General features: G+C 75.1%; 18 protein-coding genes. 8 read left to right on the forward strand and 10 right to left on the reverse strand.

Features of this window, described 5'->3' with window-relative positions:
* Positions 1-45: 45 nt before the first annotated feature.
* The 3 genes from ET526_RS11395 to lptF are packed head-to-tail and all read right to left on the reverse strand — an operon-like array spanning position 46 to position 4,609.
* Positions 46-2,310, reverse strand: a complete 2,265-nt coding sequence (locus tag ET526_RS11395) for an LPS-assembly protein LptD (RefSeq protein ID WP_135467822.1) — start codon at positions 2,308-2,310, stop codon at positions 46-48.
* On the reverse strand, positions 2,307-3,431 hold the full coding sequence (gene lptG / locus ET526_RS11400; RefSeq protein ID WP_135467823.1) for an LPS export ABC transporter permease LptG: 1,125 nt from the start codon (positions 3,429-3,431) through the stop codon (positions 2,307-2,309). Before lptG ends, ET526_RS11395 begins: the two co-directional genes overlap by 4 nt.
* Positions 3,428-4,609 carry an LPS export ABC transporter permease LptF gene (gene lptF / locus ET526_RS11405; protein ID WP_135467824.1) on the reverse strand — a complete coding sequence of 394 codons (1,182 nt, stop codon included), beginning with the start codon at positions 4,607-4,609 and terminating at the stop codon, positions 3,428-3,430. Before lptF ends, lptG begins: the two co-directional genes overlap by 4 nt.
* A 199-nt stretch (positions 4,610-4,808) precedes the next feature.
* On the opposite strand from lptF, the gene ET526_RS11410 reads away from it, so the two are divergent.
* The 3 genes from ET526_RS11410 to ET526_RS22400 are packed head-to-tail and all read left to right on the forward strand — an operon-like array spanning position 4,809 to position 7,249.
* A complete protein-coding gene (locus tag ET526_RS11410; RefSeq protein WP_135467825.1) occupies positions 4,809-5,552 on the forward strand; it encodes a hypothetical protein in 744 nt (247 codons plus the stop codon).
* Positions 5,553-5,564: 12 nt separating this feature from the next.
* On the forward strand, positions 5,565-6,023 hold the full coding sequence (locus tag ET526_RS11415; RefSeq protein ID WP_135467826.1) for a phage holin family protein: 459 nt from the start codon (positions 5,565-5,567) through the stop codon (positions 6,021-6,023).
* The gene (locus tag ET526_RS22400; RefSeq protein WP_135467827.1) at positions 6,020-7,249 is read left to right on the forward strand and encodes a DUF3618 domain-containing protein; all 1,230 of its coding nucleotides are present in this window, start codon (positions 6,020-6,022) and stop codon (positions 7,247-7,249) included. The genes ET526_RS11415 and ET526_RS22400 overlap by 4 nt, the downstream gene beginning before the upstream one ends.
* 51 nt (positions 7,250-7,300) lie before the next feature.
* Here the strand turns inward: ET526_RS22400 and ET526_RS11425 are convergent, their stop codons facing one another.
* Positions 7,301-8,734, reverse strand: a complete 1,434-nt coding sequence (locus ET526_RS11425) for an FAD-binding oxidoreductase (RefSeq protein WP_135467828.1) — start codon at positions 8,732-8,734, stop codon at positions 7,301-7,303.
* A 138-nt stretch (positions 8,735-8,872) separates the two neighbouring features.
* Between ET526_RS11425 and ET526_RS11430 the strand changes: the two genes are divergently transcribed.
* Together ET526_RS11430 and serA are read left to right on the forward strand one after the other, a co-directional pair.
* On the forward strand, positions 8,873-10,054 hold the full coding sequence (locus tag ET526_RS11430) for a phosphoserine transaminase (RefSeq protein WP_135467829.1): 1,182 nt from the start codon (positions 8,873-8,875) through the stop codon (positions 10,052-10,054).
* A complete protein-coding gene (gene serA / locus ET526_RS11435; RefSeq protein WP_135467830.1) occupies positions 10,054-11,640 on the forward strand; it encodes a phosphoglycerate dehydrogenase in 1,587 nt (528 codons plus the stop codon). Before ET526_RS11430 ends, serA begins: the two co-directional genes overlap by 1 nt.
* 201 nt (positions 11,641-11,841) lie before the next feature.
* Here the strand turns inward: serA and ET526_RS11440 are convergent, their stop codons facing one another.
* The 3 genes from ET526_RS11440 to ET526_RS11450 all read right to left on the reverse strand — a co-directional run bounded on the left by ET526_RS11440 (position 11,842) and on the right by ET526_RS11450 (position 14,123).
* Positions 11,842-12,513 (reverse strand): LON peptidase substrate-binding domain-containing protein, encoded by a 672-nt coding sequence (locus ET526_RS11440; protein WP_135467831.1) that lies wholly within the window; start codon positions 12,511-12,513, stop codon positions 11,842-11,844.
* Positions 12,514-12,533: 20 nt separating this feature from the next.
* Positions 12,534-13,481 carry a thioredoxin family protein gene (locus ET526_RS11445; RefSeq protein ID WP_135467832.1) on the reverse strand — a complete coding sequence of 316 codons (948 nt, stop codon included), beginning with the start codon at positions 13,479-13,481 and terminating at the stop codon, positions 12,534-12,536.
* Between the two features lie 84 nt (positions 13,482-13,565).
* The gene (locus ET526_RS11450; protein WP_135467833.1) at positions 13,566-14,123 is read right to left on the reverse strand and encodes a prolyl-tRNA synthetase associated domain-containing protein; all 558 of its coding nucleotides are present in this window, start codon (positions 14,121-14,123) and stop codon (positions 13,566-13,568) included.
* Positions 14,124-14,316: 193 nt separating this feature from the next.
* On the opposite strand from ET526_RS11450, the gene ET526_RS11455 reads away from it, so the two are divergent.
* From ET526_RS11455 to ET526_RS11465, 3 genes are all read left to right on the forward strand, one after another.
* On the forward strand, positions 14,317-15,387 hold the full coding sequence (locus ET526_RS11455; RefSeq protein ID WP_135467834.1) for an AI-2E family transporter: 1,071 nt from the start codon (positions 14,317-14,319) through the stop codon (positions 15,385-15,387).
* A 61-nt stretch (positions 15,388-15,448) separates the two neighbouring features.
* Positions 15,449-16,939: an acetyl-CoA acetyltransferase gene (locus tag ET526_RS11460; RefSeq protein WP_135467835.1), complete on the forward strand. Its 1,491-nt coding sequence runs from the start codon at positions 15,449-15,451 to the stop codon at positions 16,937-16,939.
* Positions 16,927-17,715 carry an enoyl-CoA hydratase-related protein gene (locus ET526_RS11465; protein WP_135467836.1) on the forward strand — a complete coding sequence of 263 codons (789 nt, stop codon included), beginning with the start codon at positions 16,927-16,929 and terminating at the stop codon, positions 17,713-17,715. Before ET526_RS11460 ends, ET526_RS11465 begins: the two co-directional genes overlap by 13 nt.
* A 110-nt stretch (positions 17,716-17,825) precedes the next feature.
* On the opposite strand, the gene holA is transcribed toward ET526_RS11465, so the two are convergent.
* From holA to leuS, 3 genes are read right to left on the reverse strand one after another with little or no spacing between them, the layout of a single operon-like run.
* Positions 17,826-18,833, reverse strand: a complete 1,008-nt coding sequence (gene holA / locus ET526_RS11470) for a DNA polymerase III subunit delta (RefSeq protein WP_135467837.1) — start codon at positions 18,831-18,833, stop codon at positions 17,826-17,828.
* 2 nt (positions 18,834-18,835) lie between these two features.
* Positions 18,836-19,432 (reverse strand): LPS assembly lipoprotein LptE, encoded by a 597-nt coding sequence (gene lptE / locus ET526_RS11475; protein WP_135467838.1) that lies wholly within the window; start codon positions 19,430-19,432, stop codon positions 18,836-18,838.
* A complete protein-coding gene (gene leuS, locus ET526_RS11480; protein WP_135467839.1) occupies positions 19,398-22,073 on the reverse strand; it encodes a leucine--tRNA ligase in 2,676 nt (891 codons plus the stop codon). Before leuS ends, lptE begins: the two co-directional genes overlap by 35 nt.
* Positions 22,074-22,123 lie beyond the last annotated feature (50 nt).

The following is a 22,123-nucleotide window of genomic DNA, read 5'->3' on the forward strand; positions in this document are numbered from 1 at the left end:
CCATGCGCCGGCGGCGCGGGTCTCCGCGCCCGGTGGCCCCCGGCGTCAGATCGCCCGGAACAGGTATTCGCCGATGGTCTTGAAGCCGATGCGCACCAGGAAGACGGTGTTGGCAGGGTAGAGCGCCTGCGCCGCCGGGTCCTGGGCGAAGCGGCGCATGAAGCGGCCTTCCAGGATGAAGCACTCGTCCTCATAGCCGGCCACCCCCTGCAGCACGGCGGGGCGGTCGAGCACCAGGTCGTACTTGCCGCTGACCCCGAGGCGCCAGTGCCGGCCGATGCGGGCGGCGAGGCCCGCGCCCACCTCCTCGCGCCGCCGGGCCGGCGCGAGGTAAGGGAGGGAGGGGGATTCCAGGTAGCCGGCCGAGAGGGTGATCGGGCCGAGCGAGAGGCTCGCCACCGCGTCGGCGAAGCGCACCTCGGTCGGGCGCTCGCCGTCGAGGCGCACCCGCCCCGTCACGTCGAACCAGGAGACGGGCGCGATCCGCGCCCGCGCCACCCAGTCGGAGGCGCGCCGCTCCAGCCCCGAGCCGGGGTAGGGGTTCCAGCGCGGGTCGGTGAGGCTGAAGGAGCGGCCGAGCAGCCCCTCCACCTGGCCCCCGTTCGGGAAGTTCCAGGCGGCGCGGAAGGCGGTGTCGAGGCGGGTGCCGCCCTCCTGCCGGTCGCGCCCGGTGAAGCGGTTGAGGGCGAAGAGGTTGGCGTCGGTGAACTCGAAATCCACGCTGTCCTCGTTCGGCACGTCGCGCTGGCGGCCGGTGGCGGGGCCGGTGACGAGCTGCAGGCGCGGCTCGATGGTCTGGGTGCCCCAGGCGCCGGCGCTGCGCACCAGCGGCAGCCGCCAGTCCACCGCGAGGCGGACATTGCCCACCGCCTGGGTGCCGTTGGCGTCGGGCAGGAAGCCGGGCGGCTCCTGCTGGCCGCGGGCGCGGTAGCCGAGCGCCTCGGCCTGCAGGCGGAAGGTCCAGAGATCGCCGATCGGCCCGATCTCCGGCCGCTCCCAGCGCAGCCGGGTGGCGAGGCGCTGGCTCTCGCTGCCGACCTCGCGCCAGAGGCCGAGCAGCCCGGCATCGGCGGTGACCCAGCCGCCGAGTACCCGCTCGCGCGGCGCGTGCTCGTAGTAGAGGTTGGGCAGCACGAAGGGGATCAGCCGCGTGTCGTCGATGGCGCGCAGCCCCTGATAGGCGCGGGCGTCGGCGCGGGCGTAGCCCTCGGTGCCCCAGAAGCCCTCGGCGAAGGCCTGGCTGGTCAGGACGCGGCGGTACTCGTAGCGGAAGGTGCGGAGGTAGAGCTCGCTGCTCGCCCGGTTCAGGTCGAAGCCGGCGCGCCAGTTCTCGTCTATCGAGAAGCGGCCGCGGGCGAAGATGTGGCCGGCGAGGCTCTCGCCCCGGCGCCGCTCCTGCTCGTCGAAGGCGCCGATCGAGGCGTTGGCGGCGATCTCGCCGAAGTTGAACAGCTTCCGGTATTCGAGGCCGAGGTTCGGGTACTGCCGCTGCGAGAAGAGCGGCGTGACGGTCAGGTCGGAGCTGCGGTCGATCGCCCAGAAGTAGGGCGTCTCGATGAAGGCGCCGAGGAAGCGGGTGTAGCCGAGGGTCGGGAACAGGAAGCCCGAGGCGCGCGGCGCCGTCGGGTCCGGATGCGAGAGGTAGGGAGTGTAGAGCACCGGCACGCCGAACATCCGCACCTGCGCGTCCCGGTAGGTGATGCGCTGCGCCTCCTTGTCCTGGATGGCGCGGCGGGCCTGGAGCTGCCAGAGCGGCGGCGCCGTCGGGTCGGTGGGGCAGAGGTCGCAGGCGGAATAGACCACGCGCGCGAGTTCGTTCACCGTGCCGCTGGTGCGCCGCGCCCCGGTGGCGGCCAGGCGGGCGTTGCCGGCGAGCAGGGCGCGCACCCCGTGCAGCACGCCGTCGCGGAACTCGTTGCGCAGCTCCACGTCGTCGGCGAACACCACCTGCCCGTCCGGTTCCAGGAGCTGGACGTTGCCGCGGGCGCGGGCGATGCCGGTGTTGCGGTCGTAGCTGAACTCGTCGGCGCGCATGAAGCGCTCGCCCTGCCAGGCCTCGACGCGGCCGCGGGCGGTGACGACGCCGCGGGTGCGGTCGTACTCCACCTCGTCGGCGGTGAAGGTCACCGGGCGGTCCGTGTCGGGCCGCGCGCGGGCGGAGAGCGGGTCCTCGCGCGCCGGCGCGAACAGGCCGCGCGGCGCGGGGTCGGCCGGCGTGACGGTCGGCTCGGCCTGCGCCAGGGCCGGCCGCGCGGGGGCGAGGGCCGCGAGCAGCGCGGTCGCGGCGAGGGCGGGCCGGAAGGCGCTCATCCATCCTCCAGGTGCAGGAGCAGCGTCAGGGCCAGCAGCAGGCCGGCCAGGGTGGGCGCCCAGGCCGCCAGCGCCACCGGCAGGGTGCCGGCCTCGCCGAACTCGCCCGTGATCTTGTCGAGCACGAAGAGGGCGAAGCCGGCGGCGACGCCGGCGCCGATCATCTGCGCCACCCCGCCGCGGCGCGCTTGGCGCATGGAGAAGCCGGCGGCGAGCAGCGCCATTCCCACCGCGAGCACCGGCAGGGCGAGCAGCCCCTGGAAGTGCATCCGGTGGCGCACCGCCGAGAAGCCCGCCTGCTCCAGCACCCGGATGAAGCCGGGCAGGGCCCAGAAGCTCAGCGTGTCGGGGGAGGCGAAGCTGGTCTCGATGCGGTCCGGCGTCAGCTCGGTTGGGAAGGCGATGGCGGCGGGCGGGCTCGGCACCCGGTCCGGGCCGAAGACCACGGCGTCCTCCAACACCCAGCGCCCGGGCAGCAGCCGCGCCCGCGGCGCCTCGATGCGCGCGAGCGGCCGGTCGCTGGCGGAGAGCCGCCACAGGCTGACCTCGGCCAGCACGAACTCTTGCTGTGGCGGCAGGCCGGAGCCGCTGACGGGGCGGCCGGAGAGGATCGCCACCCCTCCGGGCTCCAGCCCCCGGTCGGCCTGGCGCAGCCACAGCCGCCCGCCGGCCAGCGCGCTCAGCCCGGCGCTGGTGCGGAGATAGGCGTAGTCGAGCCGTTCGGCGCGCGCGAGCATGGCCGAGGAGAGCGGCGAGATCGCCACCGTGCCGAGCACGCCGAAGGCCAGCGCCACCAGCACCGGCCCCGAGAGGAACCCCCAGGCGGAGATGCCGGCGGCGCGCGCCACCACCAGCTCCGAGGAGCGGCTGAGCCGCCAGAAGGCGAGGATGCCGCCGAGCAGGATGGCGAAGGGCAGGATCTGCAGCGCCACGAAGGGCAGGCGCAGCCCCGCGATCTGCGCCACCAGGGCGAAGCCGGCCTCCGGCCGTGTCGCGGCGCGGCGCAGGAGCTCGATGAAGTCGAACAGCGAGACCAGCAGCGTCAGCCCGAGGAGCATCGCCGCCGTGGCGGCGAGGAAGCGCCGCGCGACGTAGCGGCTGAGGGTGGGGGCGAGGGTCACCGCGCCGCCTCCGCCGCGGGGCGGCGCCCGCGCCGGCCGGGCCGCAGGCCGCGCGGCAGGCCGGGCGTGCCCGCCAGCACCCAGAGGGCGGCGAGGCCCGGCAGCAGGGCGTTGGCCCAGATCAGCGGGATCATGGCGGGCTGGCGCGCCGCCAGGTTGCCCACCATCAGCCCGAGCGCGAGCACCACCACCACGACGGCGACGCCGGCGAACAGCCGCGCCGCGCCGCCATGGCGCTGGAACTGGCCGGTCAGCACCGTCGCCAGGGCGATCAGCGCGAAGCCGAGCGCCTGCAGCGGCCCGGCCAGGCGCTGGTGCGCCTCGGCGCGGAAGCGGCGCAGGTCGCGCTCGGGGATCCGTTCCTCGGGGGCGGGGTGGAGCAGCTCGGAGAGGGTGCGCTCCTGGGCGTTGCGGTAGCGCTCCCCCTCCTCGCGCGCGGTGCGGGCGAGCTCGACGCTGTTCTCGCGGAAGCTCAGCACGTTGAGCCGCATGGCGGGCGGCGCGCCGGGCGGGGCGTCGGCGGCGGGGGGCACGCGCTCGAGCTGCTGGCGCACGCCGTTCTCCAGCGTGACGCGGGGGCCGTGCGGGGTGGGGGTGATGCGCCCCGCCTCGGCCAGGATGGTGACCGGCGCCCCCTTCTCCCGCGCGTCGTGGATCAGGATGCCGCGCAGCGTGCCGTCGCGGTCGCGGTAGCGGGCATAGACCGTCAGCTCGTCGCCGATCGAGCTGAACACCCCCTCCTGCAGCAGGATGGCGGCAAGCTGGTTGCGGATCTCGAACTGCCAGGCGCGGAAGGCGGCCTGGCTCGCCGGCACCAGCCAGAGGTTCAGCGCGTAGCAGAGGCCGACCGAGAGCAGCGCCAGCGCCACTGCCGGCCGGGCGAGCCGCCAGTGCGACAGGCCCGCGGCGCGCATCACCACGAGCTCCCGGTCCGCCGAGAGGCGCGCATAGGTGAACAGGATCACCACGAAGGTGGTGATCGGCAGGATCACGGCGAAGAAGCTCGGCAGCAGCAGGCCCGTCAGCTCCAGGAACACCAGGAAGGACAGGCCGCGGTCGAGCACCAGCTCGATGAAGCGCAGCGACTGGGTGAGCCAGACCAGCGCCGCGAGGCCGACGGTGACGGCGAGCAGGGCGAGCAGGAGCTGGCGGAAGACGTAACGGTCGAGGCGGGTCATCGCGGATCCATGCGGGCGCCGCACCCTAGCCACCGGGCAGGGCGGACGCCAGCGCCCCGCCGGGCCGATGCGGCACCGGATCGGTGAGGCGCGGCGCGGAACGGGCGCGCCCGCCGGCTGTTGTCTCCCCGCCGCGCGGCGCCGTCCCGCCGCAGCCAGCATTGCGCAGCACGCTCGCACAGAAAAGGAGAAGGCGCGCATGAGCGACGCCACGAAGACAGGAGATCCGGGCCGCGACGCCGCCGAGGGGCTGCGCCGCGCCGGCCGGGAGGCGCGGGCCGAGGCCGGCGCCGCCGCCTCGGAAGCGCGCCGCGAGGCCGAGGGCGCCGTCGAGGACGTGAAGGCGGAGGCCGCCGGCGTCGTCGAGGCGGCGAAGGAACGGGCGATGGATCTCGCCGAAGAGCAGCGCCAGGCGGGCGCCGAGCGGGCCGAGGACATTGCCGGCGCGGTGCACCGCGCCGCCGACCAGCTCAAGGACGCCTCGCCTCAGATCGCGCACTACGTCCACGAGGCCGCCTCCTCCCTCGAAGGCGTGGCGCGGGCGCTGCGCGAGCGCAGCCCGGGCGAGCTGATGGGGCAGGTGGAGGAGTTCGCCCGCCGCCAGCCGGTGGCCTTCTTCGGCGCCGCGGTGCTGGCCGGCTTCGCGCTCGCCCGCTTCGCCCGCAGCTCGGCCCGCCATGCCGCCCCCGCCCATGGCAGGGAGGGGAGCGGCCGGCCCGCGCCCGCGGCGGCCAGCATCGCAACCCCCCGCCCGGCCGCGATGGGCGCTCCGGGCTGGGTGCCCGAGCCCGGTCGGCGCAGCGACGACGCCATTCCCCCTGCCCGCCCGGCGACCGTCGCCGCGGCGAGCCTCGGCGGCGCGGCGGCCCATGCCCCGAAGCCGGGCGAGGCGGCGAAGCCCATGGTGCAGGACCAGTCCGGCCCGCGCGGCGAGATCGCATAAGGAGACCGCCCGATGCCCTCGGACCTCAACCGTCCGCCCGCCGACATGCCCCGCGCCGTGCCGCCTGAGCCCGCCCGCCCCGCCGAGGGCGGGCGCTCGGTGCCCGAGCTGCTGAGCAGCCTCGTCGGCCAGGTCTCGACGCTGTTCCGTAAGGAGATCCAGCTCGCTCGCGCCGAGCTAGGGGAGAAATTCGGCCAGGCGGCCAGCGCGGTCATGCCGATCGCGGCCGGCGGCGCGCTGCTGCTGGCCTCTCTGGTCATCCTGCTGTTCGCCCTGGCGGCGGGGCTGACCTGGCTGTTCGGCATCGCCACCGGCCTGTCGCTGCTGATCGTCGGCGTGGCGTTTGCGCTGATCGGCTACCTGCTGGTGCGCAGCGGCGTGTCGCAACTGAAGGTGTCCAACCTCGTGCCCGAGCGCACCGCCGAGCAGCTCTCGCGCGATGCCGATGTGGCGAAGGAGCAGGTCCGATGAGCGCCAGCACCACCGATCCCGGCAACCGCTCCAGCGCGGAGATCGAGCGCGAGGTCGAGCGCACCCGCGCCCAGGTCGAGGGCACGCTGGAGGAGCTGCGCGAGCGCGCCTCCCCCGGCCAGCTCTTCGAGGAGGTGATGGACTATGCGCGCCGCTCCGGCGGGCCGGAGTTCATGCGCAACCTGGGCGAGGCGGTGCGGGACAACCCGCTGCCGGTGCTGCTGATCGGCGCCGGCATCGGCTGGCTGATGATGAGCGGCAACCGGCCCCGCCACCACGCCGCGGCGCGGCCGCTGCCGCCGCTGCCGGCGGGGCCGGGCGGCGCACGCTCGGCGCCGACCCATGTCGGCACCTCCTTCGCCGATACCGGGCGCGCGCCCATCGTGGGACCGGCGCGCCAGCCCTCCTCCGGCCCCTCCCTCGGCGAGCGCGCCTCCGCCGCCGCCGGAGAGGCGAGCGGGCGGATCGGCGCGGCGGCGGACTCCGCCCGCGCCGGGGTGGCCGACGCCGCGCACCGCGCCGGCGAGGCGGCGAGCGCCGCCTACCACCAGGCCGCCGACGCGGCCGGAACGGCGGCGCGGCAGGTCTCCGCCACCGTCTCGGATGCCGTGGAGCACGCCTCGGACTACGCCGATGCGGCGCGGGAGCAGGTCCGCCACCTCGGGCAGGAGGCGCAGCAGGGCGTTGCCTGGCTGGTGCGCGAGCAGCCGCTGGTGCTCGGCGCCCTCGGCCTCGCGGTCGGCGCCGCGGTGGGGGCGCTGCTGCCCTCCACCGAGACGGAGGACCGGCTGATGGGCGAGACCCGCGACGCCCTGGCCGACCGGGCACGTGAGGTGGCGCAGGAGGGCTACGAGAAGGCGAAGCATGTGGCCGAGGACCAGCTCGAGCGGGCGCAGGCGGCGGCGGGCGAGGCCGCCGGGCAGGCTCGGGAGGAGATGGATCGCGGCGGCCTCGTCGCGGCGGCCGGGAACCTCGCCCGCGAGGCGCGCCAAGCGGTGCGCGAGACGGCACGGGAACTCGGCGCCGAGGCGCGCGACGCTCTGGGCGAGGTGAAGCGCGACGAGAAGGCTGCGGCCGGCGAGCGACGCGAGGACGATGCGCGGCGCGAGGCGGCGCCGGGCCCCTCCAGCGGCCTCGCCTCCGGCCCGACCGGCCCCGCCCCGGGGGCCGGCACCGCGCCGATCGCCGGACCGGGCGGCGGCCCCGGCCGGCCGGGCGGGCGCTGAGCGCCTCGTCGGGCGCCCTCCTCCGCGCCGGGCGGGGGAGGGGGCTCGCGGTCAGGGCAGGACCTTGCCCGGGTTCATCAGCCCGGCGGGGTCCACCGCTGCCTTGATGCGGCGCATCAGGTCGAGCTCCGCCCCGCCGCGCCAGCCCTCCATCATGTCGGTCTTGAGCCGGCCAACGCCGTGCTCGGCGGAGAAGCTGCCGCCGAGGTCGCGCACCACCGCGTTCACCGCCTCCATGATGTCGTGGCTGCGGGCGAGGAAGGCCACCGGGTCCATCCCCTCCGGCTGCTGCAGGTTCATGTGGATGTTGCCATCGCCGATATGCCCGAAGGGCACCGGCCGGCTGCCCGGGATCAGTGCGCGGAGGGTGTCGGAGCAGCGGCGGATCATCTCCGGCACCTTCGAGACCGGCACCGAGACGTCGTTCTTCACCGAGGCGCCCTCGCGCCGCTGCGCCTCCGGATGCTCCTCGCGGATGCGCCACAGCGCGCTCCGCTGCGCCTCGCTCTCTGCGATGGCGGCGTCCAGCACCTCGCCCGCCGCCAGCGCCTCCTCCAGCACCGCCTCCAGCAGCGCCCGCAGCCCGGCATCCGGGCGGGAGGAGGCGAGGTCCACCAGCGCGTAGTGCCCGGCCCGCGCGGCGAGCGGCAGGGTGCAGCCCTCGATGTGGCGCAGCGCGAACTCCACCCCCGTGCCCGACATGTACTCGAAGGCGCGCACCGCGCCCTCGTCGCGGTCCCTGAAGCGGCGGAATAGCGCCAGCGCCGCGTCCTCGTCGGCAACGGCGCAGAACGCCACCTCCGTCTCGCGCGGGCGGGGGAAGAGGCGCAGCACGGCGGCGGCGATGACGCCGAGCGTGCCCTCGGCGCCGACGAAGAGGTGGCGCAGCGCGTAGCCGGTGTTGTCCTTGCGCAGGCGCCGCAGGCCGTTCCACACCCGCCCGTCCGGCAGCACCACCTCGAGCCCGAGCATCAGCTCGCGGGCGTTGCCGTAGCGCACCGTGGTGTTGCCCCCGGCATTGGTGGACAGCACGCCGCCGATCGTCGCCGTGCCCTCGGCACCGAGCGAGAGCGGGAACAGGCAGCCCGCCTCGGCCGCCGCCTCCTGCGCCGCCTTCAGCACCACCCCCGCCTCGGCGGTCATGGTCATGTCCACCGGGTCGAGGTCGCGGATGCGGTTCATCCGCGCAAGCGAGAGGACGAGCTGCGCCCCGCCCTCGTCCGGCGTCGCGCCGCCGACCATGGAGGTGTTGCCGCCCTGCGGCACCAGCGCCACGCCCGCCGCCGCGCAGAGGCGCACCGCCTCGGCGAGCTCCGCCGTGCCCGAGGGACGCAGCACGCAGGGGCTGCGGCCGCGGTAGAGGCCGCGCCAGTCGGAGAGGTGGGGCGCGATGTCGGCGGGGTCGGTCAGCAGCCCCCGGGGGCCGAGGGCGGCGCGCAGCGCGTCCAGGAAGGCGGGGGGAAGGGCGGGCGGGGCGTCGGGCATGGCGGGGCGACACTCGCGCCGGCGGCGGGGGCGGTCAATCCGCGGGGGGCGTTGCGCGGCGCCGGAGGGTGGCGTACCCATCGCGGCGGGCCACGCCCCCCCACCGGGGCGCAACTGCTTCTGGAAGGGAGCAACCGCATGGGCACCTCGCCCCCGAAGCCGGCGCTGCGTCCGGCCAATCCCCAATTCTCCTCCGGCCCCTGCGCCAAGCGTCCCGGCTGGACGGCCGCGGCGCTCGCCGGCGCGCTCACCGGGCGCAGCCACCGCGCCGCCGAGCCCAAGGCGCGGCTCGCCGAGGTGATCGAGCGCTCGAAGGCGATCCTCGGCATGCCGGAGGGCTGGCGCCTCGGCATCGTGCCCGCCTCCGACACCGGCGCGGTGGAGATGGCGCTGTGGTCGCTGCTCGGCGCGCGCGGCGTCGAGGTGCTGGCCTGGGAGAGCTTCTCGAAGGACTGGGCGACGGACGTCGTGAAGCAGCTCAGGCTGCGGGATGCGCGGGTGCTGGAGGCGCCCTACGGCAGGCTGCCCGATCTCGGCGCGGTGGACTGGTCGCGCGACGTGGTCTTCGTCTGGAACGGCACGACGAGCGGCGTGCGGGTGCCGGACGGCGCGTGGATCGCGCCGGACCGCGAGGGCCTCGCCATCTGCGACGCCACCTCGGCCGCCTTCGCGATGGAACTGCCCTGGGACCGGCTGGATGTGGTGACCTGGTCCTGGCAGAAGGTGCTGGGCGGCGAGGCCGCGCACGGCATGCTGGCGCTCTCCCCGCGCGCGGTGGCGCGGCTCGAATCCCACACCCCCGCCTGGCCGCTGCCGAAGATCTTCCGCCTGACCAAGGGCGGCAAGCTGAACGAGGGCATCTTCCGCGGCGAGACGATCAACACCCCCTCCATGCTCTGCGTCGAGGACGCGCTGGACGGGCTGCGCTGGGCGGAGGGCGTCGGCGGCCTCAGGGGACTGATCGCCCGGTCGGAGGCGAACCTCGCCGCCGTCGCGGAATGGGTCGCGCGCACCCCCTGGGTTGCGTTCCTGGCGGAGCGGCCGGAGACGCGCTCCTGCACCTCGATCTGCCTCACTATCGCCGCGCCCTGGTTCCGCGCCCTCGACGCCGAGCGCCAGGCGCAGGCGGCGAAGCGGCTCGCCGCGATCCTGGAGAAGGAGGGGGTCGCCTACGACATCGGCGCCTACCGCGACGCGCCGCCGGGCCTGCGCATCTGGGGCGGCGCCACGGTGGAGACGGGCGACATCAGGGCGCTGCTGCCCTGGCTCGACTGGGCCTTCGCCCAGGTGGAGGCGGAGTTCGGGAAGGTGGCCGCGTGATGCCGAAGGTCCTGATCTCCGACAAGCTCTCCCCCGCCGCGGTCGAGATCTTCCGCCGCCGCGGCATATCGGTGGACGTCAGGCCGGGCCTGTCGCCGGCCGAGCTGCGCGCCGTCATCGCGCCCTATGACGGGCTCGCGGTGCGCAGCGCCACCAAGGTGACGCGCGAGCTGCTGGAGGCGGCGCCCAACCTCAAGGTCGTCGGCCGCGCCGGCATCGGCGTGGACAACGTGGACGTCACCTCGGCCACCGCGCGCGGCGTGGTGGTGATGAACACGCCCTACGGCAACGCCATCACCACGGCCGAGCACGCGATCGCCATGATGTTCGCCCTGGCCCGCCAGATCCCGGAGGCCTCCGCCTCCACCAAGGCCGGGAAGTGGGAGAAGAACCGCTTCATGGGCGTCGAGCTGTTCGGCAAGACGCTCGGCCTGATCGGCTGCGGCAACATCGGCTCCATCGTCGCCGACCGCGCGCTGGGGCTGAAGATGAAGGTGGTGGCCTTCGATCCCTTCCTCTCCGAGGGGAGGGCGCTCGAGCTCGGCGTCGAGAAGGTGGAGCTGGCCGAGCTGCTGGAACGGGCGGATTTCGTCAGCCTGCACGCGCCGCTGACCGAGCAGACGCGCAACATCCTCTCCCGCGAGCGGCTGTTCGGCATGAAGAAGGGGGCGCGCCTCATCAACTGCGCCCGAGGCGGGCTGGTGGACGAGGCGGCGCTCGCCGACGCCCTGCGCGAGGGGCACCTGGCCGGCGCCGCCCTCGACGTGTTCGAGACCGAGCCGGCGACGGAGAGCCCGCTCTTCGCGCTCGAGAACGTGGTGTGCACCCCGCATCTCGGCGCCGCCACGGCCGAGGCGCAGGAGAACGTGGCGCTGCAGATCGCCGACCAGATGGCGGACTTCCTGCTGACCGGGGCGGTGTCCAACGCCATCAACATGCCCTCCGTCACGGCGGAGGAGGCGCCGCGGCTCAAGCCCTACATGGAGCTGGCGCGCCTCCTCGGCAGCATGGCCGGGCAGCTCACCGCCGCGCGCGACGGCGCCATCCGCGCCATCCGCGTGGAGTACGAGGGCCACGCGGCGGAGTTGAACCACCGTCCGCTCACCGCCGCGGCGCTGGCCGGCACGCTGGCGCCGCTGATGGGCGCGGTGAACATGGTCAACGCACCGGTGCTGGCGCGCGAGCGCGGCATCGAGGTGGCCGAGACGGTGCACGAGCGCCACGGCGACTACGCCACGCTGCTCCGCGTGACGGTGGTGACCGACCGGCAGGAGCGCAGCGTCGCCGGCACCCTCGTCGGCCATGGCCGCCCTCGCCTGGTGGAGATCAAGGGCATCGCGGTGGAGGCGGATTTCGCCCCGCACATGCTCTACGTGACCAACCAGGACAGGCCGGGCTTCATCGGCCGCTTCGGCACCGCGCTGGCGAATGCCGGCATCAACATCGCCACCTTCCACCTCGGCCGCGCCGCGCCGGGGGGCGATGCGATCTGCCTGGTCTCGCTCGACGGGCCGATCCCCGAGCCGGTGCTGGCCGAGGTGCGCGCCCTGCCGCTGGTGGTGCAGGCGACGCCGCTGCGCTTCTGAACCCGCGGGGTGCCGCACGGCGTGATCCGCCCCGGCGGATCACGCTTGCGCCTGCATGGGGCGGCCGGTCCGGCGCTTCCGCCTCCGCGGGGCAGGCGCCGGAGCGTTGTCCGTGCGCCCCGGCGCACGGCAGACGCCCCGGTCTCCTGGCGTGCGAGCCTCTTCGCCCGTCCGGGTGAAGCCACCCGGACGGGACCCCCCCTAGCTCGGCTTGCGTCCCGGCGGTGGCTCCCCGGCCATGCCGCCATGCGCCCCCATCTCGAGCAGCGCGAGCAGCATCGCCGCCCGCTCCGCCGGGCCCCTGGCCTCCAGCAGCGCCTGCTTCTCCGCCACCTCGAAGGGGCAGACCATGGGCAGCGTCAGCACCAGCATCGCGTCCGAGGCCTGCTCGATGGCCTCCCAATTCGCCTCGATCCCGCGGGCGCGGAAATAGGCCCGCAGCGCGCCGAGCAGCGCTGCCCGGTCGAGAGGCGGCGGCGGCGCGAGGTCGAGGTCCTCGCGGAACGGCGCATAGTCGGCGCGCACGCGGCGGTAGCCGCGGCGCATCGGCAGCTCCTCCACGACCGAGAAGCGGATCACGCCGGTAAGCGTGATCAGGAACCGCCCATCCTCGGTCTCGGCAAAGGAGGAGAGGCGGCCGAGGCAGCCGGTGCGGTAGAGACCGGGACCGGTCGGGCCGCGCGGCGCGCCGGGCTCGGGCTGGATCATGCCGAACATCCGCCCCGCCGCCAACGCGTCTTCGGTCATCGCCAGATAGCGCGGCTCGAAGATGTTGAGCGGCAGCCGGCCACGCGGCAGCAGCAGCGCGCCCGGCAGCGGGAAGACGGGGATCTCCGGCGGCAGCGCCTCGAAGGCGGGGTGGAAGGCCGCCATCGCGCGGCGCGCCCGCCCGCTCAGCGGAACAGCAGCGAGGAGAGCTTCCGTCGCGCCGCGAGGGTGGCGGGGTCGCCATGGCCCCAGGCCTCGAAGAATTTCAGGAGCTGCTTGCGCGCCGCCTCGTCGTTCCAGGCGCGGTCGCGGCGGACCGCCTCGAGCAGCGCCTCGGCCGCCTTCTCCCGCTCGCCCATGGCGTTCAGCGCCACCGCGAGCTCGATGCGCGCCGCGTGGTCGTCAGGGTCGGCAGCCAGGCGCTTCTCGAACTCGGCGAGCCTGGCGCGCGCCTTCCGCCCCTCCGCGGCCAGTTCCAGCGCGCTGCGCACCGAGGCGATCTCGGCATGGCCGCGCAGCTTCTCCGGCACGCTGTCCAGCACCTGTCGCGCCTGCTCCTCCTCCCCGAGCGCCATCAGGGCGCGGGCGACGCCGGCGAAGGCCTCGGCGTTCTCCGGCTCCTGCTGCGCCAGCGCGCCGTAGAGCTGCAGCGCCGCCTGATGATCGCCCGCCTCGGCGGCGGCCTTGGCGCCGGCCAGCAGGTCGGCCGAGGGCATCTGCCCCCCGGCGAGCTTCAGCAGCCCCTCGACGAAGCGCTTCACCTCGCTCTCCGGCAGGGCGCCCTGGAACAGGTCGGCGATCTGGCCCTGCCAGAAGGCGACCACGGTGGGCACCGACTGCAGCGGCAGGCCCATCTGCGCGAGCTGCTGGACCAGCGCCCGGTTCTTGTCGATGTCGATCTTCACCAGCCGCACCCGCCCGCCAGCGGCGCGCACCACCTTCTCGAGCGTGGGGGTGAGCTGCTTGCAGGGGCCGCACCAGGTCGCCCAGAAATCCACCAGCACCGGAACCTCGCGGCTGGCCTGGACCACGTCCTGCATGAAGCTGCGCTGGTCGCCGTCCCTGATCGGATCGGGCGCGGCGGCCCCGGCGGCGGGTGCCCCCTGGCGGTTCGGGTCGAAGATCACGTCCATGGCGGCTGTTCCTAGGGCTGTTGGGGATAGATGCGCCGCCCCGGCCGGGAGACAAGCGCCCGGCGGGGCGGCGGGCGCGCGCCCTCAGCCGCCCCCGGGCGGGCCGAGGTCCACCACCTCCGGCGCGTGGCCGAGGGCGCACAGGAAGCGCAGCAGGTCGCCGGGGCGGATGGCGGTGGTGGCGGCATTGGTGAGCGGGTGGAAGTGCACCCACTCGAACGCCTCCATCAGGTGGCGGTCGAACACCGCCCGCACCGCGCCGGGGGCGGCGTTGACCAGCCCGAAGGGCGTCACCGAGCCGGGCGCCACGCCGAGTTCGGCCATCAGCGCCTCGGCCGGGGCGAAGCTCGCCCGCCCGGCGCCGAGCCGGCGGGCCAGGGCGTTGACGCTGACCTGCCGCCCCTCCTCCAGCACCACGAGAAGGAAGGGGCCGGAGCGGGGCTGCAGGAACAGGTTCTTCGAATGCCCCCCTTCCAGCCGCCCGCGCAGCGCCCGGGATTCGGCCACGGTGAAGACCGGCGGGTGGGTGGTGGTGCGCGCCTCGATGCCCATGGCGGCAAGGCGGGCGAGCAGGCCCTCCGGCGTCTCGGGCCCCGGTCGGGCGGGCGGGACGGATCCGGTCTCCGGCAGGTGTCGGTGCATGCTCCCCCTTTCCGGTCCTGGAAGCGCCGGGCAATGAAGCGGCGCCGGGGGAGGCTGGCAACCGGCGGGGCGGCGGGATTGTGATGGCATCCTTGCCGCGCCCGCGACATTGGCACCCCCGGGCGGCACGCCACCGGGAACGGTCCGGGCCCGGTGCGGCCGGGTCTTCCGCCGCCCGCCAGGGGAGCCACGCATGAACCCAAGCACGACGCCGGCGGAACGGGCCGAGGAGGCCCGCTTCCTGCGCCGGGTGCTGATCGCCGCCGCGATCGCCGCCCTCGCCCTGGTGCTGTGGCGCATCACCGCGCCGCTGCTGATGATCTTCGCCGCGGTGCTGCTGGCGGTGCTGCTGGACGCCGGCGCGGCCCTGTTCACCCGCTATCTCGGCCTCGGGCGGCGCTGGGGCCTCGCGCTCACGGGGCTCGCGGTGCTCGGCCTCCTCGCCGCGGTCTTCGCCCTGGTCGGCAACCAGGTGGTGGCGCAGATGGCGGAGTTCACCGAGGCGGTGCGCGGCGCGGTGCGCATGCTGGAGCAGCGCTTCGGCCTCGAACTCCCCCGCCTCGGCCCGGGCGAGAACGGGGAGGGCACGCCGCTCTCCACCCAGGCGATCACCGGCTTCCTCGGCCAGGCGGTCACCATCGGCACGGTGATCTTCGACTCCTTCTTCACCCTGGTGCTGGTGGTGGTGGGCGGCGTCTATCTCGCCGCGCAGCCGGGACTCTACCGGCGCGGCCTGGCGAAGCTGTTCCCGCGCACGCGTCAGGCGCAGGTGGAGGAGACGGCGGGCGCGGTGGGGGAGGCGCTGCGGCTCTGGCTGCTCGGGCAGATGATCGGGATGGTGCTGGTCGGCCTGGCGATGGGACTCGGCGCCTGGCTGATCGGCCTGCCGGCGCCGCTCGCCCTCGGTCTCATCGCCGGGGTGCTGGAATTCGTGCCGATCGTCGGGCCCTGGGTGGCCGCCGTGCCGGTGGTGCTGCTGGCGCTGACCGGGGGGGTGGAGATGCTGCTCTGGGCGGTCGGGCTGATCCTGCTCGTGCAGCAGCTCGAGGGCAACATGATCACGCCGCTGGTGCAGCGGCGCATGGTCCACATCCCGCCCGCGGTCATGCTGTTCTCCGTGGTCATCTTCGGCGCCCTGTTCGGGATCGCCGGCGTGATCCTGTCCGGGCCGCTCACCGTCCTCGCCTATGTGCTCGTCGCCAAGCTCTACGTGCGGGACACGCTGCGCCACGAGGCGGAGGTGCCGGGCGCGGACCGCGCCTGAAAGGGGGATGCGCTCCGCCGCGGGGCCTGTAGAGTGGTCCGCGCCCAGCGGGAGGAGCGGAATGCGGCAGGAGGAGCGCACGCCGGTGATCGTCGGCGTCGGCGAGGTCAGGGACCGGCCCGCCGACCCGGCCGAGGGCAGGGAGCCGCTGGCGCTGATGGCGGAGGCGCTGCGCCGCGCCGAGGCCGATGCCGGCGCCGCCCTGCTCGCGCGGGTGGACGCGCTGGACGTGATCCACGAGGTCTCCTGGCCCTATCCCGACCTGCCGGCGCTGCTCTCGGAAACCCTCGGCATCGCCCCGCGCCACCGCCACTACGGCCCGGTCGGCGGCGAGACGCCGCTCGCCTTCCTGCACCAGGCGGCCGAGCGCATCGCCCGCGGCGAGAGCGAGGTCGCCGCCGTCTGCGGCGGCGAGGCGCAATACACCGTCGCGCAGGCGGAGAAGCGCGGCATCGCGCTGCCCTGGACGCCGCGCGACCCGGCTGCGAAGCCGCGCACGCGCGAATACCTGGCCGAGTTGCAGCGCCGGCACGGCCTCGACATGCCGATCCGTGTCTATCCGCTCTACGAGAACGCCACCCAGGCCGCCTGGGGCCAGACGCCGGCGGAGGGGCAGGCGGAATCCGCCCGCCTCTGGGCCGCCTATGCCGCGGTGGCGGCGCGCAACCCGAATTCCTGGCTGCAGCGCCCCTTCACGCCGGAGGAGATCGCCACCCCCTCTCCGGGCAACCGCATGATCGCCTGGCCCTACCCGAAGCTGATGACGGCGAACCCGCTGGTGAACCAGGGCTCGGCGGTGCTGGTGACGAGCCTCGCCGCGGCGCGCGCCGCCGGCATCCCGGCGCGGCGCTGCGTCCCCGTGCGCGGCGGCGGCGCGGCGAACGAGCCGAAGGACACCATGCAGCGCCCGCGCTTCACCGACGCGCCGGCAATGCAGGTGGTGTTGGAACTCGCGGCGGAGATGGCGGGCGGCGACGCCGCCCGCTTCGCGCAGCGCGAGTTCTACAGCTGCTTTCCCTGCGTGCCGAAGATGGCGCGGCGCGTGCTGGGCCTGACGGAGGACGCGACGCCGACGGTGGCGGGCGGCCTCACCTTCCATGGCGCGCCGCTCAACGCCTACATGCTGCACGCCGCCTGCGCCATGGTCCCCGCGCTGCGCGAGGCGCCGGGGGCGCTCGGCCTGCTCTACGGCCAGGGCGGCTTCGTCACCCAGCACCGCACGCTGGTCCTCGGCGGCGAGCCGGACGGCGCGCTGGTCTCGCGCGACCTGCAGGCGGAGGCCGACCGCCGCCGCGGCCCCGCCCCGCCGCTGGTCGAGGGGCGCGAGGGCGAGGCGACGGTCGAGACGCACACCGTGGTGTTCCGCGCCGACGGCACGCCGGATTTCGGCACCGTGGTGCTGCGCCTGCCCGATGGCGCGCGCAGCATGGCGCGGGTGCCGCGCGAGGATGCGGCGACGCTCGGCGCGCTGATGGCGCAGGAGCGCAGCGCCGTCGGGCTCACGGGCAGGCTGCGCCAGGGCAGGGAGGGGTTGCAGGAATGGGCGATCTGACAGGCGAGGCCGTGCTGTTCGAGGTGGCGGAGCCGCACATCGCGCTCGTCACCATCAACCGGCCGGAGGCGCGCAACGCCGTCAACGGCGCCGTCGCGCAGGGGCTGGAGGCGGCGGTGGAGCGCGTCGAGCGGGACGGGGATATCTGGGCCGCGGTGCTGACCGGCGCCGGCCCGCATGCCTTCTGCGCCGGCGCCGACCTGAAGGAGGTCTCGGCGGGGCGCAGCGCCACGCTCTCCACCGAGCGGGGCGGTTTCGCCGGCTTCGTGCGCGCGAAGCGGTCCAAGCTCTGGATCGCCGCGGCACAGGGCCATGCGCTGGCGGGCGGGCTGGAACTGCTGCTCGCCTGCGACCTCGCCGTGGCGGCGGAGGGCGCGACCTTCGGGCTGCCCGAGGTGAAGCGCAGCCTGGTCGCCGGCGCGGGCGGCGTGTTCCGCCTGCCGCGCGCCCTGCCGCGCGCCATCGCGCTCGAGATGATCGCCACCGGCGAGCCGATCCCCGCCGCGCGCGCCGCCCAGTTCGGGCTGGTGAACGCGGTGGTGCCGGCGGAGCGGGTGCGGGAGGCGGCGCTGGCCCTGGCGCGCAAGGTCTGCGCCAACGCTCCGCTCGCGGTGCGGGAGAGCCTGGCCGTGGCGCGGCAGGCCGCCGACCTCGACGAGGAGGCGCTGTGGGAGCTCTCCCGCGCCGCCAGCCAGCGCATCCGGCAGACGGAGGATTTCCAGGAGGGGCCGCGCGCCTTCGTGGAGAAGCGCGCGCCGTTGTGGAAGGGGCGCTAGAGCGGATCCCGTTCGGGCGGACCCGCCCGAACAGGTGAAGATGCTCGCGCAATCAATGAGCCAGAGCGTTTGCCGTGCGCCAGGGCGAACGGAAAACGCTCTGCCTTGCCCTACCGCGCCGCCTGGCGGGCCAGGGCGAGCACCGCCGCGCGGGCGATGGTGGCCGCGGGCAGGCCGGTGGCCTTGGTGCGGCGCTCCGCCTCCAGGAGGGCGGCGCCGGCGGCCTCCAGCGCCTCCGGCCGCCAGCGCCGCAGGGCGCGCTCCAGCCCCGGCTTGTGGCGGAAGAACACCGGCGGGCGCAGCCCCTCGAGCGCCACCCCCGGTGCCGTGCCGCCCGCCACCGCCAGGGCGGCGAGGTGCAGCCGCTGCACCTGGCGCATCGCCGCCCGCACCACCTGCACCGGCGAGGCGCCCTCGGCCAGCGCCGTCTCCAGGGCCCGGTCGGCCGCCGCCACCTCGCCCCCGAGCGCGGCGACCAGCGCCTCCTCGAGGTCGAGGGCGGACCCCTCGGCGACGCAGGCGAGCGCGTCCTCCTGTGTCACCCGTCCGCCCGCACCGACATAGGCGGCGAGCTTCTCGAGCTCCCGGCGCAGCAGCAGCCGGTCCTCGCCCAGGCGCTGCGCCAGCCACTCCACCGCCGCCGGCTCCGCCTGCACCTCCAGCTCGGCTAGCAGGCGCGCGATGGAGGCGGCAAGCTCCGCCCCCCGTTCGCGGTAGCAAGGGATCACCACCGCCTCCGGTGCCGGCTCCAGCAGCGCGCGCAGCCTGGAGCGCGCCGGCAGCTCCCCGGCCTCCAGCAGCACCAGCCCGGGGCCGGGGCCGGCCAGCGCCTCCTTCGCCGCGGCGGCGAAGGCGTCGCTCGCCTCGCGCACCCGTACCAGGCGCCGCCCGCCGACCAGGGCGAGCGTCGCGGCCTCGGCGGCGAGCAGGCCCGGATCGCGCGCCGCCTCCCTCGGCACCTCGACGAGGCGCAGCGCGTCGCCTCCGGTGACGCGCGCGGCGAGCCGCTCCGCGCGCTCCCGCACCAGGCCGGGGTCGTCGCCGTGCAGCAGCACGACGCGACAGGCGCCGGGATCGTCGAGAAAGGCGGCGAGGCGCCGCGCGTCGATCCGGGCCATGCTCAGGCCGGGGCGCGCCGCCCCTCGGCCGCGGTCCGGGCGAGATGCCGGCGCAGCTCCAGCGCCACGCCGTTGGCGATCTCGTGCGCCAGCATCCCGACCAGGCGCTGCTCCATGGCGTCGCGCGCGGTGTCGGCGGCGAAGAATTGCAGGTCGGGCACGTTGAAGGCGTCCATCACCCGCACCGGCATGGCGCTGCGCCCGACCGGCTGCGGCGGCACCGAGAGCGTCGCCAGCGTCCAGTTGCCGATGGCGATGCTGCGCACGCGGCTGATCGTGCCGTCGCGGCGGTAGCCGAGGATCTCGGTGTCGAACCCCACGCCCACGGTCAGCAGGTAGCGCGCCTGGGTGCCCGGCGCCGATCCCTCGAAGCGCCGCTGCAGGTCGCGGCGCAGCAGCTGGCCGAAGCGGTCGCCGATCGGGGCGACGCGCACGGCGGCAAGCTCCGCACGCAGCTCGGCCGGCCCCTCCGGCGCCGCGGCCGGGCCGTAGAGCGGGCGGAAGCCGCAGCCGCCGAGGGCGAGCAGCCCGGCGGCGCCGAGCAGGGCGCGCCGCGGCCGGCGGTCAGACGACGAAGTTGACGATGCGGCCCGGGACATGGATGCGCTTCCGGATGGGGCGGCCGGCGAGGGCGCGCTGCACGTTCGGCTCCGCCTCGGCGGCGGCGAGGACCTCCGCCTCCGTGGCGCCGGCCGGCACCTCGATGGTGCCGCGCAGCCTGCCGAGCACCTGCACGGCGATGGTGAGGGTATCGGCCTTCAGCAGCGCCGGATCGGCCTCCGGCCAGGGCAGCTCGGCCACCAGCCGCGCCTCGCCCGGGCGCAGCATGGACCACAGCTCCTCGGCGAGGTGCGGCATCATCGGCGCGGCGAGGCGGGTGATGGTCTCGAGCGCCTCGCGCCGCGCCGCGGCGCAGTCCGCTCCCTCCGCCTCGGCGATGGCGTTGGCGAATTCGTGGATGCGCGCCACCGCGACGTTGAAGGCGAAGCCTTCCAGCGCCTCGGTCACCGCGGCGATGGTGCGGTGCGTCGCCTGGCGCAGCCTCCGCGCCGCGCCCGCCGCGTCCCCGGGCGGCGTGCCGGGGGGCGGCAGGGAGGGCAGCGCCAGGGCGGTCATGCGCCACAGGCGCTGGGTGAAGCGGAAGGCGCCGGCGACCCCGGCCTCCGTCCACTCCATGTCGCGCTCCGGCGGATTGTCGGAGAGGATGAACCAGCGCGCGGTGTCGGCGCCGTAGCGCTCGATGATGGCGCCGGGATCCACCGTGTTGCGCTTCGACTTCGACATCGCCTCGACGCGGCCGATGGTGGCCGGCGCGCGTGTCGCCTTTTCGACCGCGCCGCGGCTGCCGTCGGGGGCGGTGACGATCTCCACCTCCTCGGGGTAGAGCCAGCGGCCGTCGGCGGCGCGGTAGCTCTCATGCGTCACCATGCCCTGGGTGAACAGCCCGGCGAAGGGCTCGGCGAGGGCGAGGTGCCCGGTGTCGCGCATGGCGCGGGCGAAGAAGCGGGAATAGAGCAGGTGCAGGATCGCGTGCTCGATGCCGCCGATGTACTGGTCCACCGGCAGCCAGGCGTCCACCGCCTCCCGCGTCACCGGGACGGGCGCGCGCGGCGAGCAGAAGCGGGCGAAGTACCACGACGAATCCACGAAGGTGTCGAAGGTGTCGGTCTCGCGCCGCGCCGGCCGGCCGCAGCGCGGGCAGTCCACGTGCTTCCAGCGGGGGTGGTGGTCGAGCGGGTTGCCGGGCCGCGAGAAGTCCACGTCCTCGGGCAGCAGCACCGGGAGCCGGTCCTCCGGCACCGGCACGGCGCCGCAGCCCTCGCAGTGGATCACCGGGATCGGGCAGCCCCAGTAGCGCTGGCGGGAGACGCCCCAGTCGCGCAGCCGCCAGTTCACCACGCCCTCGCCCTGGCCCGTGCGCTCCAGCGCCTCGACGACGCGGCGCTTGGCCTCGGGCACGGAGAGCCCGTCGAGGAAGCCGGAGTTGAAGATCGTCCCGTCCTCGACATAGGCCTCCTCGCCGATGGTGAAGCGGGCCGGGTCGGCGCCGGGCGGCAGCACCACGGGCAGCACGGAGAGGCCGTACTTCCGGGCGAATTCCAGGTCGCGCTGGTCGTGGCCGGGGCAGCCGAAGATGGCGCCGGTGCCGTATTCCATCAGCACGAAATTGGCGATCCAGACCGGGAAGGTGACGCCTTCCAGGAAGGGATGCGCGACGCGCAGCCCGGTGTCGTGGCCGCGCTTCTCCGCCTGCTCGATCGCCGCCTCGGAGGTGCCCATGCGGCGGCACTCGGCGATGAACTCCGCCGCCTTCGGGTCGCGCGCCGCCACCGCCTGGGCCAGCGGATGCTCGGCGGCGAGGGCGAGGAAGCTCATGCCGAACAGCGTGTCGGGGCGCGTCGTGAACACCTCCACCTCGGCGATGTCCGCGACCGCCTCGGCCAGGCGGAAGCGCACCCGCGCGCCCTCGCTGCGGCCGATCCAGTTGGCCTGCATCAGCTTCACGCGCTCGGGCCAGCGGTCGAGGCCGTCCAGCGCGGCCAGCAGGTCCTCCGCGTAGCGCGTGATGCGGAAGAACCACTGCGCCAGCTTCTTCTTCTCGACCGGCGCGCCGGAGCGCCAGCCGCGGCCGTCGATCACCTGCTCGTTCGCCAGCACGGTCTGGTCCACCGGGTCCCAGTTGACCCAGCTCTCCTTGCGCTCGACGAGGCCGGCCTTCCAGAAGTCGAGGAACAGGCGCTGCTGCTGGCCGTAGTACTCCGGGTCGCAGGTGGCGAATTCCCGCGCCCAGTCCAGGCTGAGTCCCATGCGCTTCAGCTCGGCGCGCATGGCGGCGATGTTGTCGTAGGTCCACCTGCCGGGGTGGATGCCGCGCTCCCGCGCCGCGTTCTCGGCCGGCAGGCCGAAGGCGTCCCAGCCCATCGGGTGCATCACCAGGTGGCCGCGGGCGCGCTTGTAGCGCGCCACCACGTCGCCCAGCGTGTAGTTCCGCACATGCCCCATGTGGATCTTGCCGCTGGGGTAGGGGAACATCTCCAGCACGTAGTACTTGCGCGCCCCGGGCGGCGGCACGTCGGGCACGGCGAAGCAGCCGCGCCGCTCCCATTCCGCCTGCCAGCGCGGCTCGGCGGTGCGGAAGTCGTGGCGCGGCTCGGGGCGCGGGCCCTGCGCCGCCCGATCGCCCGCGGGGGCGGCCGAGGGGGGCACGTCGGTCGGCACGGTGCGGTCCTTGTCGTTCATGGCTCGGGGCGCGTTCTCGCGCTACGCAATAGGCCGCGCCGGGGGCGGAG

Origin of the sequence: Crenalkalicoccus roseus, from assembly GCF_004761865.1 — a bacterium.
Taxonomy (GTDB): domain Bacteria; phylum Pseudomonadota; class Alphaproteobacteria; order Acetobacterales; family Acetobacteraceae; genus Crenalkalicoccus; species Crenalkalicoccus roseus.

What these genes read in the sequence shown, in the direction of transcription:
- ET526_RS11460 (WP_135467835.1), top strand. Translation starts at nt 15,449, where the DNA reads ATGCGGCAGGAGGAGCGCACGCCGGTGATCGTCGGCGTCGGCGAGGTC.
- ET526_RS11455 (WP_135467834.1), top strand. Translation starts at nt 14,317, where the DNA reads ATGAACCCAAGCACGACGCCGGCGGAACGGGCCGAGGAGGCCCGCTTC.
- lptE (WP_135467838.1), bottom strand. Translation starts at nt 19,432, where the DNA reads ATGTCCCGGGCCGCATCGTCAACTTCGTCGTCTGACCGCCGGCCGCGG.
- ET526_RS11430 (WP_135467829.1), top strand. Translation starts at nt 8,873, where the DNA reads ATGGGCACCTCGCCCCCGAAGCCGGCGCTGCGTCCGGCCAATCCCCAA.
- ET526_RS11410 (WP_135467825.1), top strand. Translation starts at nt 4,809, where the DNA reads ATGAGCGACGCCACGAAGACAGGAGATCCGGGCCGCGACGCCGCCGAG.
- ET526_RS22400 (WP_135467827.1), top strand. Translation starts at nt 6,020, where the DNA reads ATGAGCGCCAGCACCACCGATCCCGGCAACCGCTCCAGCGCGGAGATC.
- ET526_RS11445 (WP_135467832.1), bottom strand. Translation starts at nt 13,481, where the DNA reads ATGGACGTGATCTTCGACCCGAACCGCCAGGGGGCACCCGCCGCCGGG.
- ET526_RS11440 (WP_135467831.1), bottom strand. Translation starts at nt 12,513, where the DNA reads ATGGCGGCCTTCCACCCCGCCTTCGAGGCGCTGCCGCCGGAGATCCCC.
- leuS (WP_135467839.1), bottom strand. Translation starts at nt 22,073, where the DNA reads ATGAACGACAAGGACCGCACCGTGCCGACCGACGTGCCCCCCTCGGCC.
- ET526_RS11425 (WP_135467828.1), bottom strand. Translation starts at nt 8,734, where the DNA reads ATGCCCGACGCCCCGCCCGCCCTTCCCCCCGCCTTCCTGGACGCGCTG.
- holA (WP_135467837.1), bottom strand. Translation starts at nt 18,833, where the DNA reads ATGGCCCGGATCGACGCGCGGCGCCTCGCCGCCTTTCTCGACGATCCC.
- serA (WP_135467830.1), top strand. Translation starts at nt 10,054, where the DNA reads ATGCCGAAGGTCCTGATCTCCGACAAGCTCTCCCCCGCCGCGGTCGAG.
- ET526_RS11415 (WP_135467826.1), top strand. Translation starts at nt 5,565, where the DNA reads ATGCCCTCGGACCTCAACCGTCCGCCCGCCGACATGCCCCGCGCCGTG.
- lptF (WP_135467824.1), bottom strand. Translation starts at nt 4,609, where the DNA reads ATGACCCGCCTCGACCGTTACGTCTTCCGCCAGCTCCTGCTCGCCCTG.
- ET526_RS11450 (WP_135467833.1), bottom strand. Translation starts at nt 14,123, where the DNA reads ATGCACCGACACCTGCCGGAGACCGGATCCGTCCCGCCCGCCCGACCG.
- ET526_RS11395 (WP_135467822.1), bottom strand. Translation starts at nt 2,310, where the DNA reads ATGAGCGCCTTCCGGCCCGCCCTCGCCGCGACCGCGCTGCTCGCGGCC.
- ET526_RS11465 (WP_135467836.1), top strand. Translation starts at nt 16,927, where the DNA reads ATGGGCGATCTGACAGGCGAGGCCGTGCTGTTCGAGGTGGCGGAGCCG.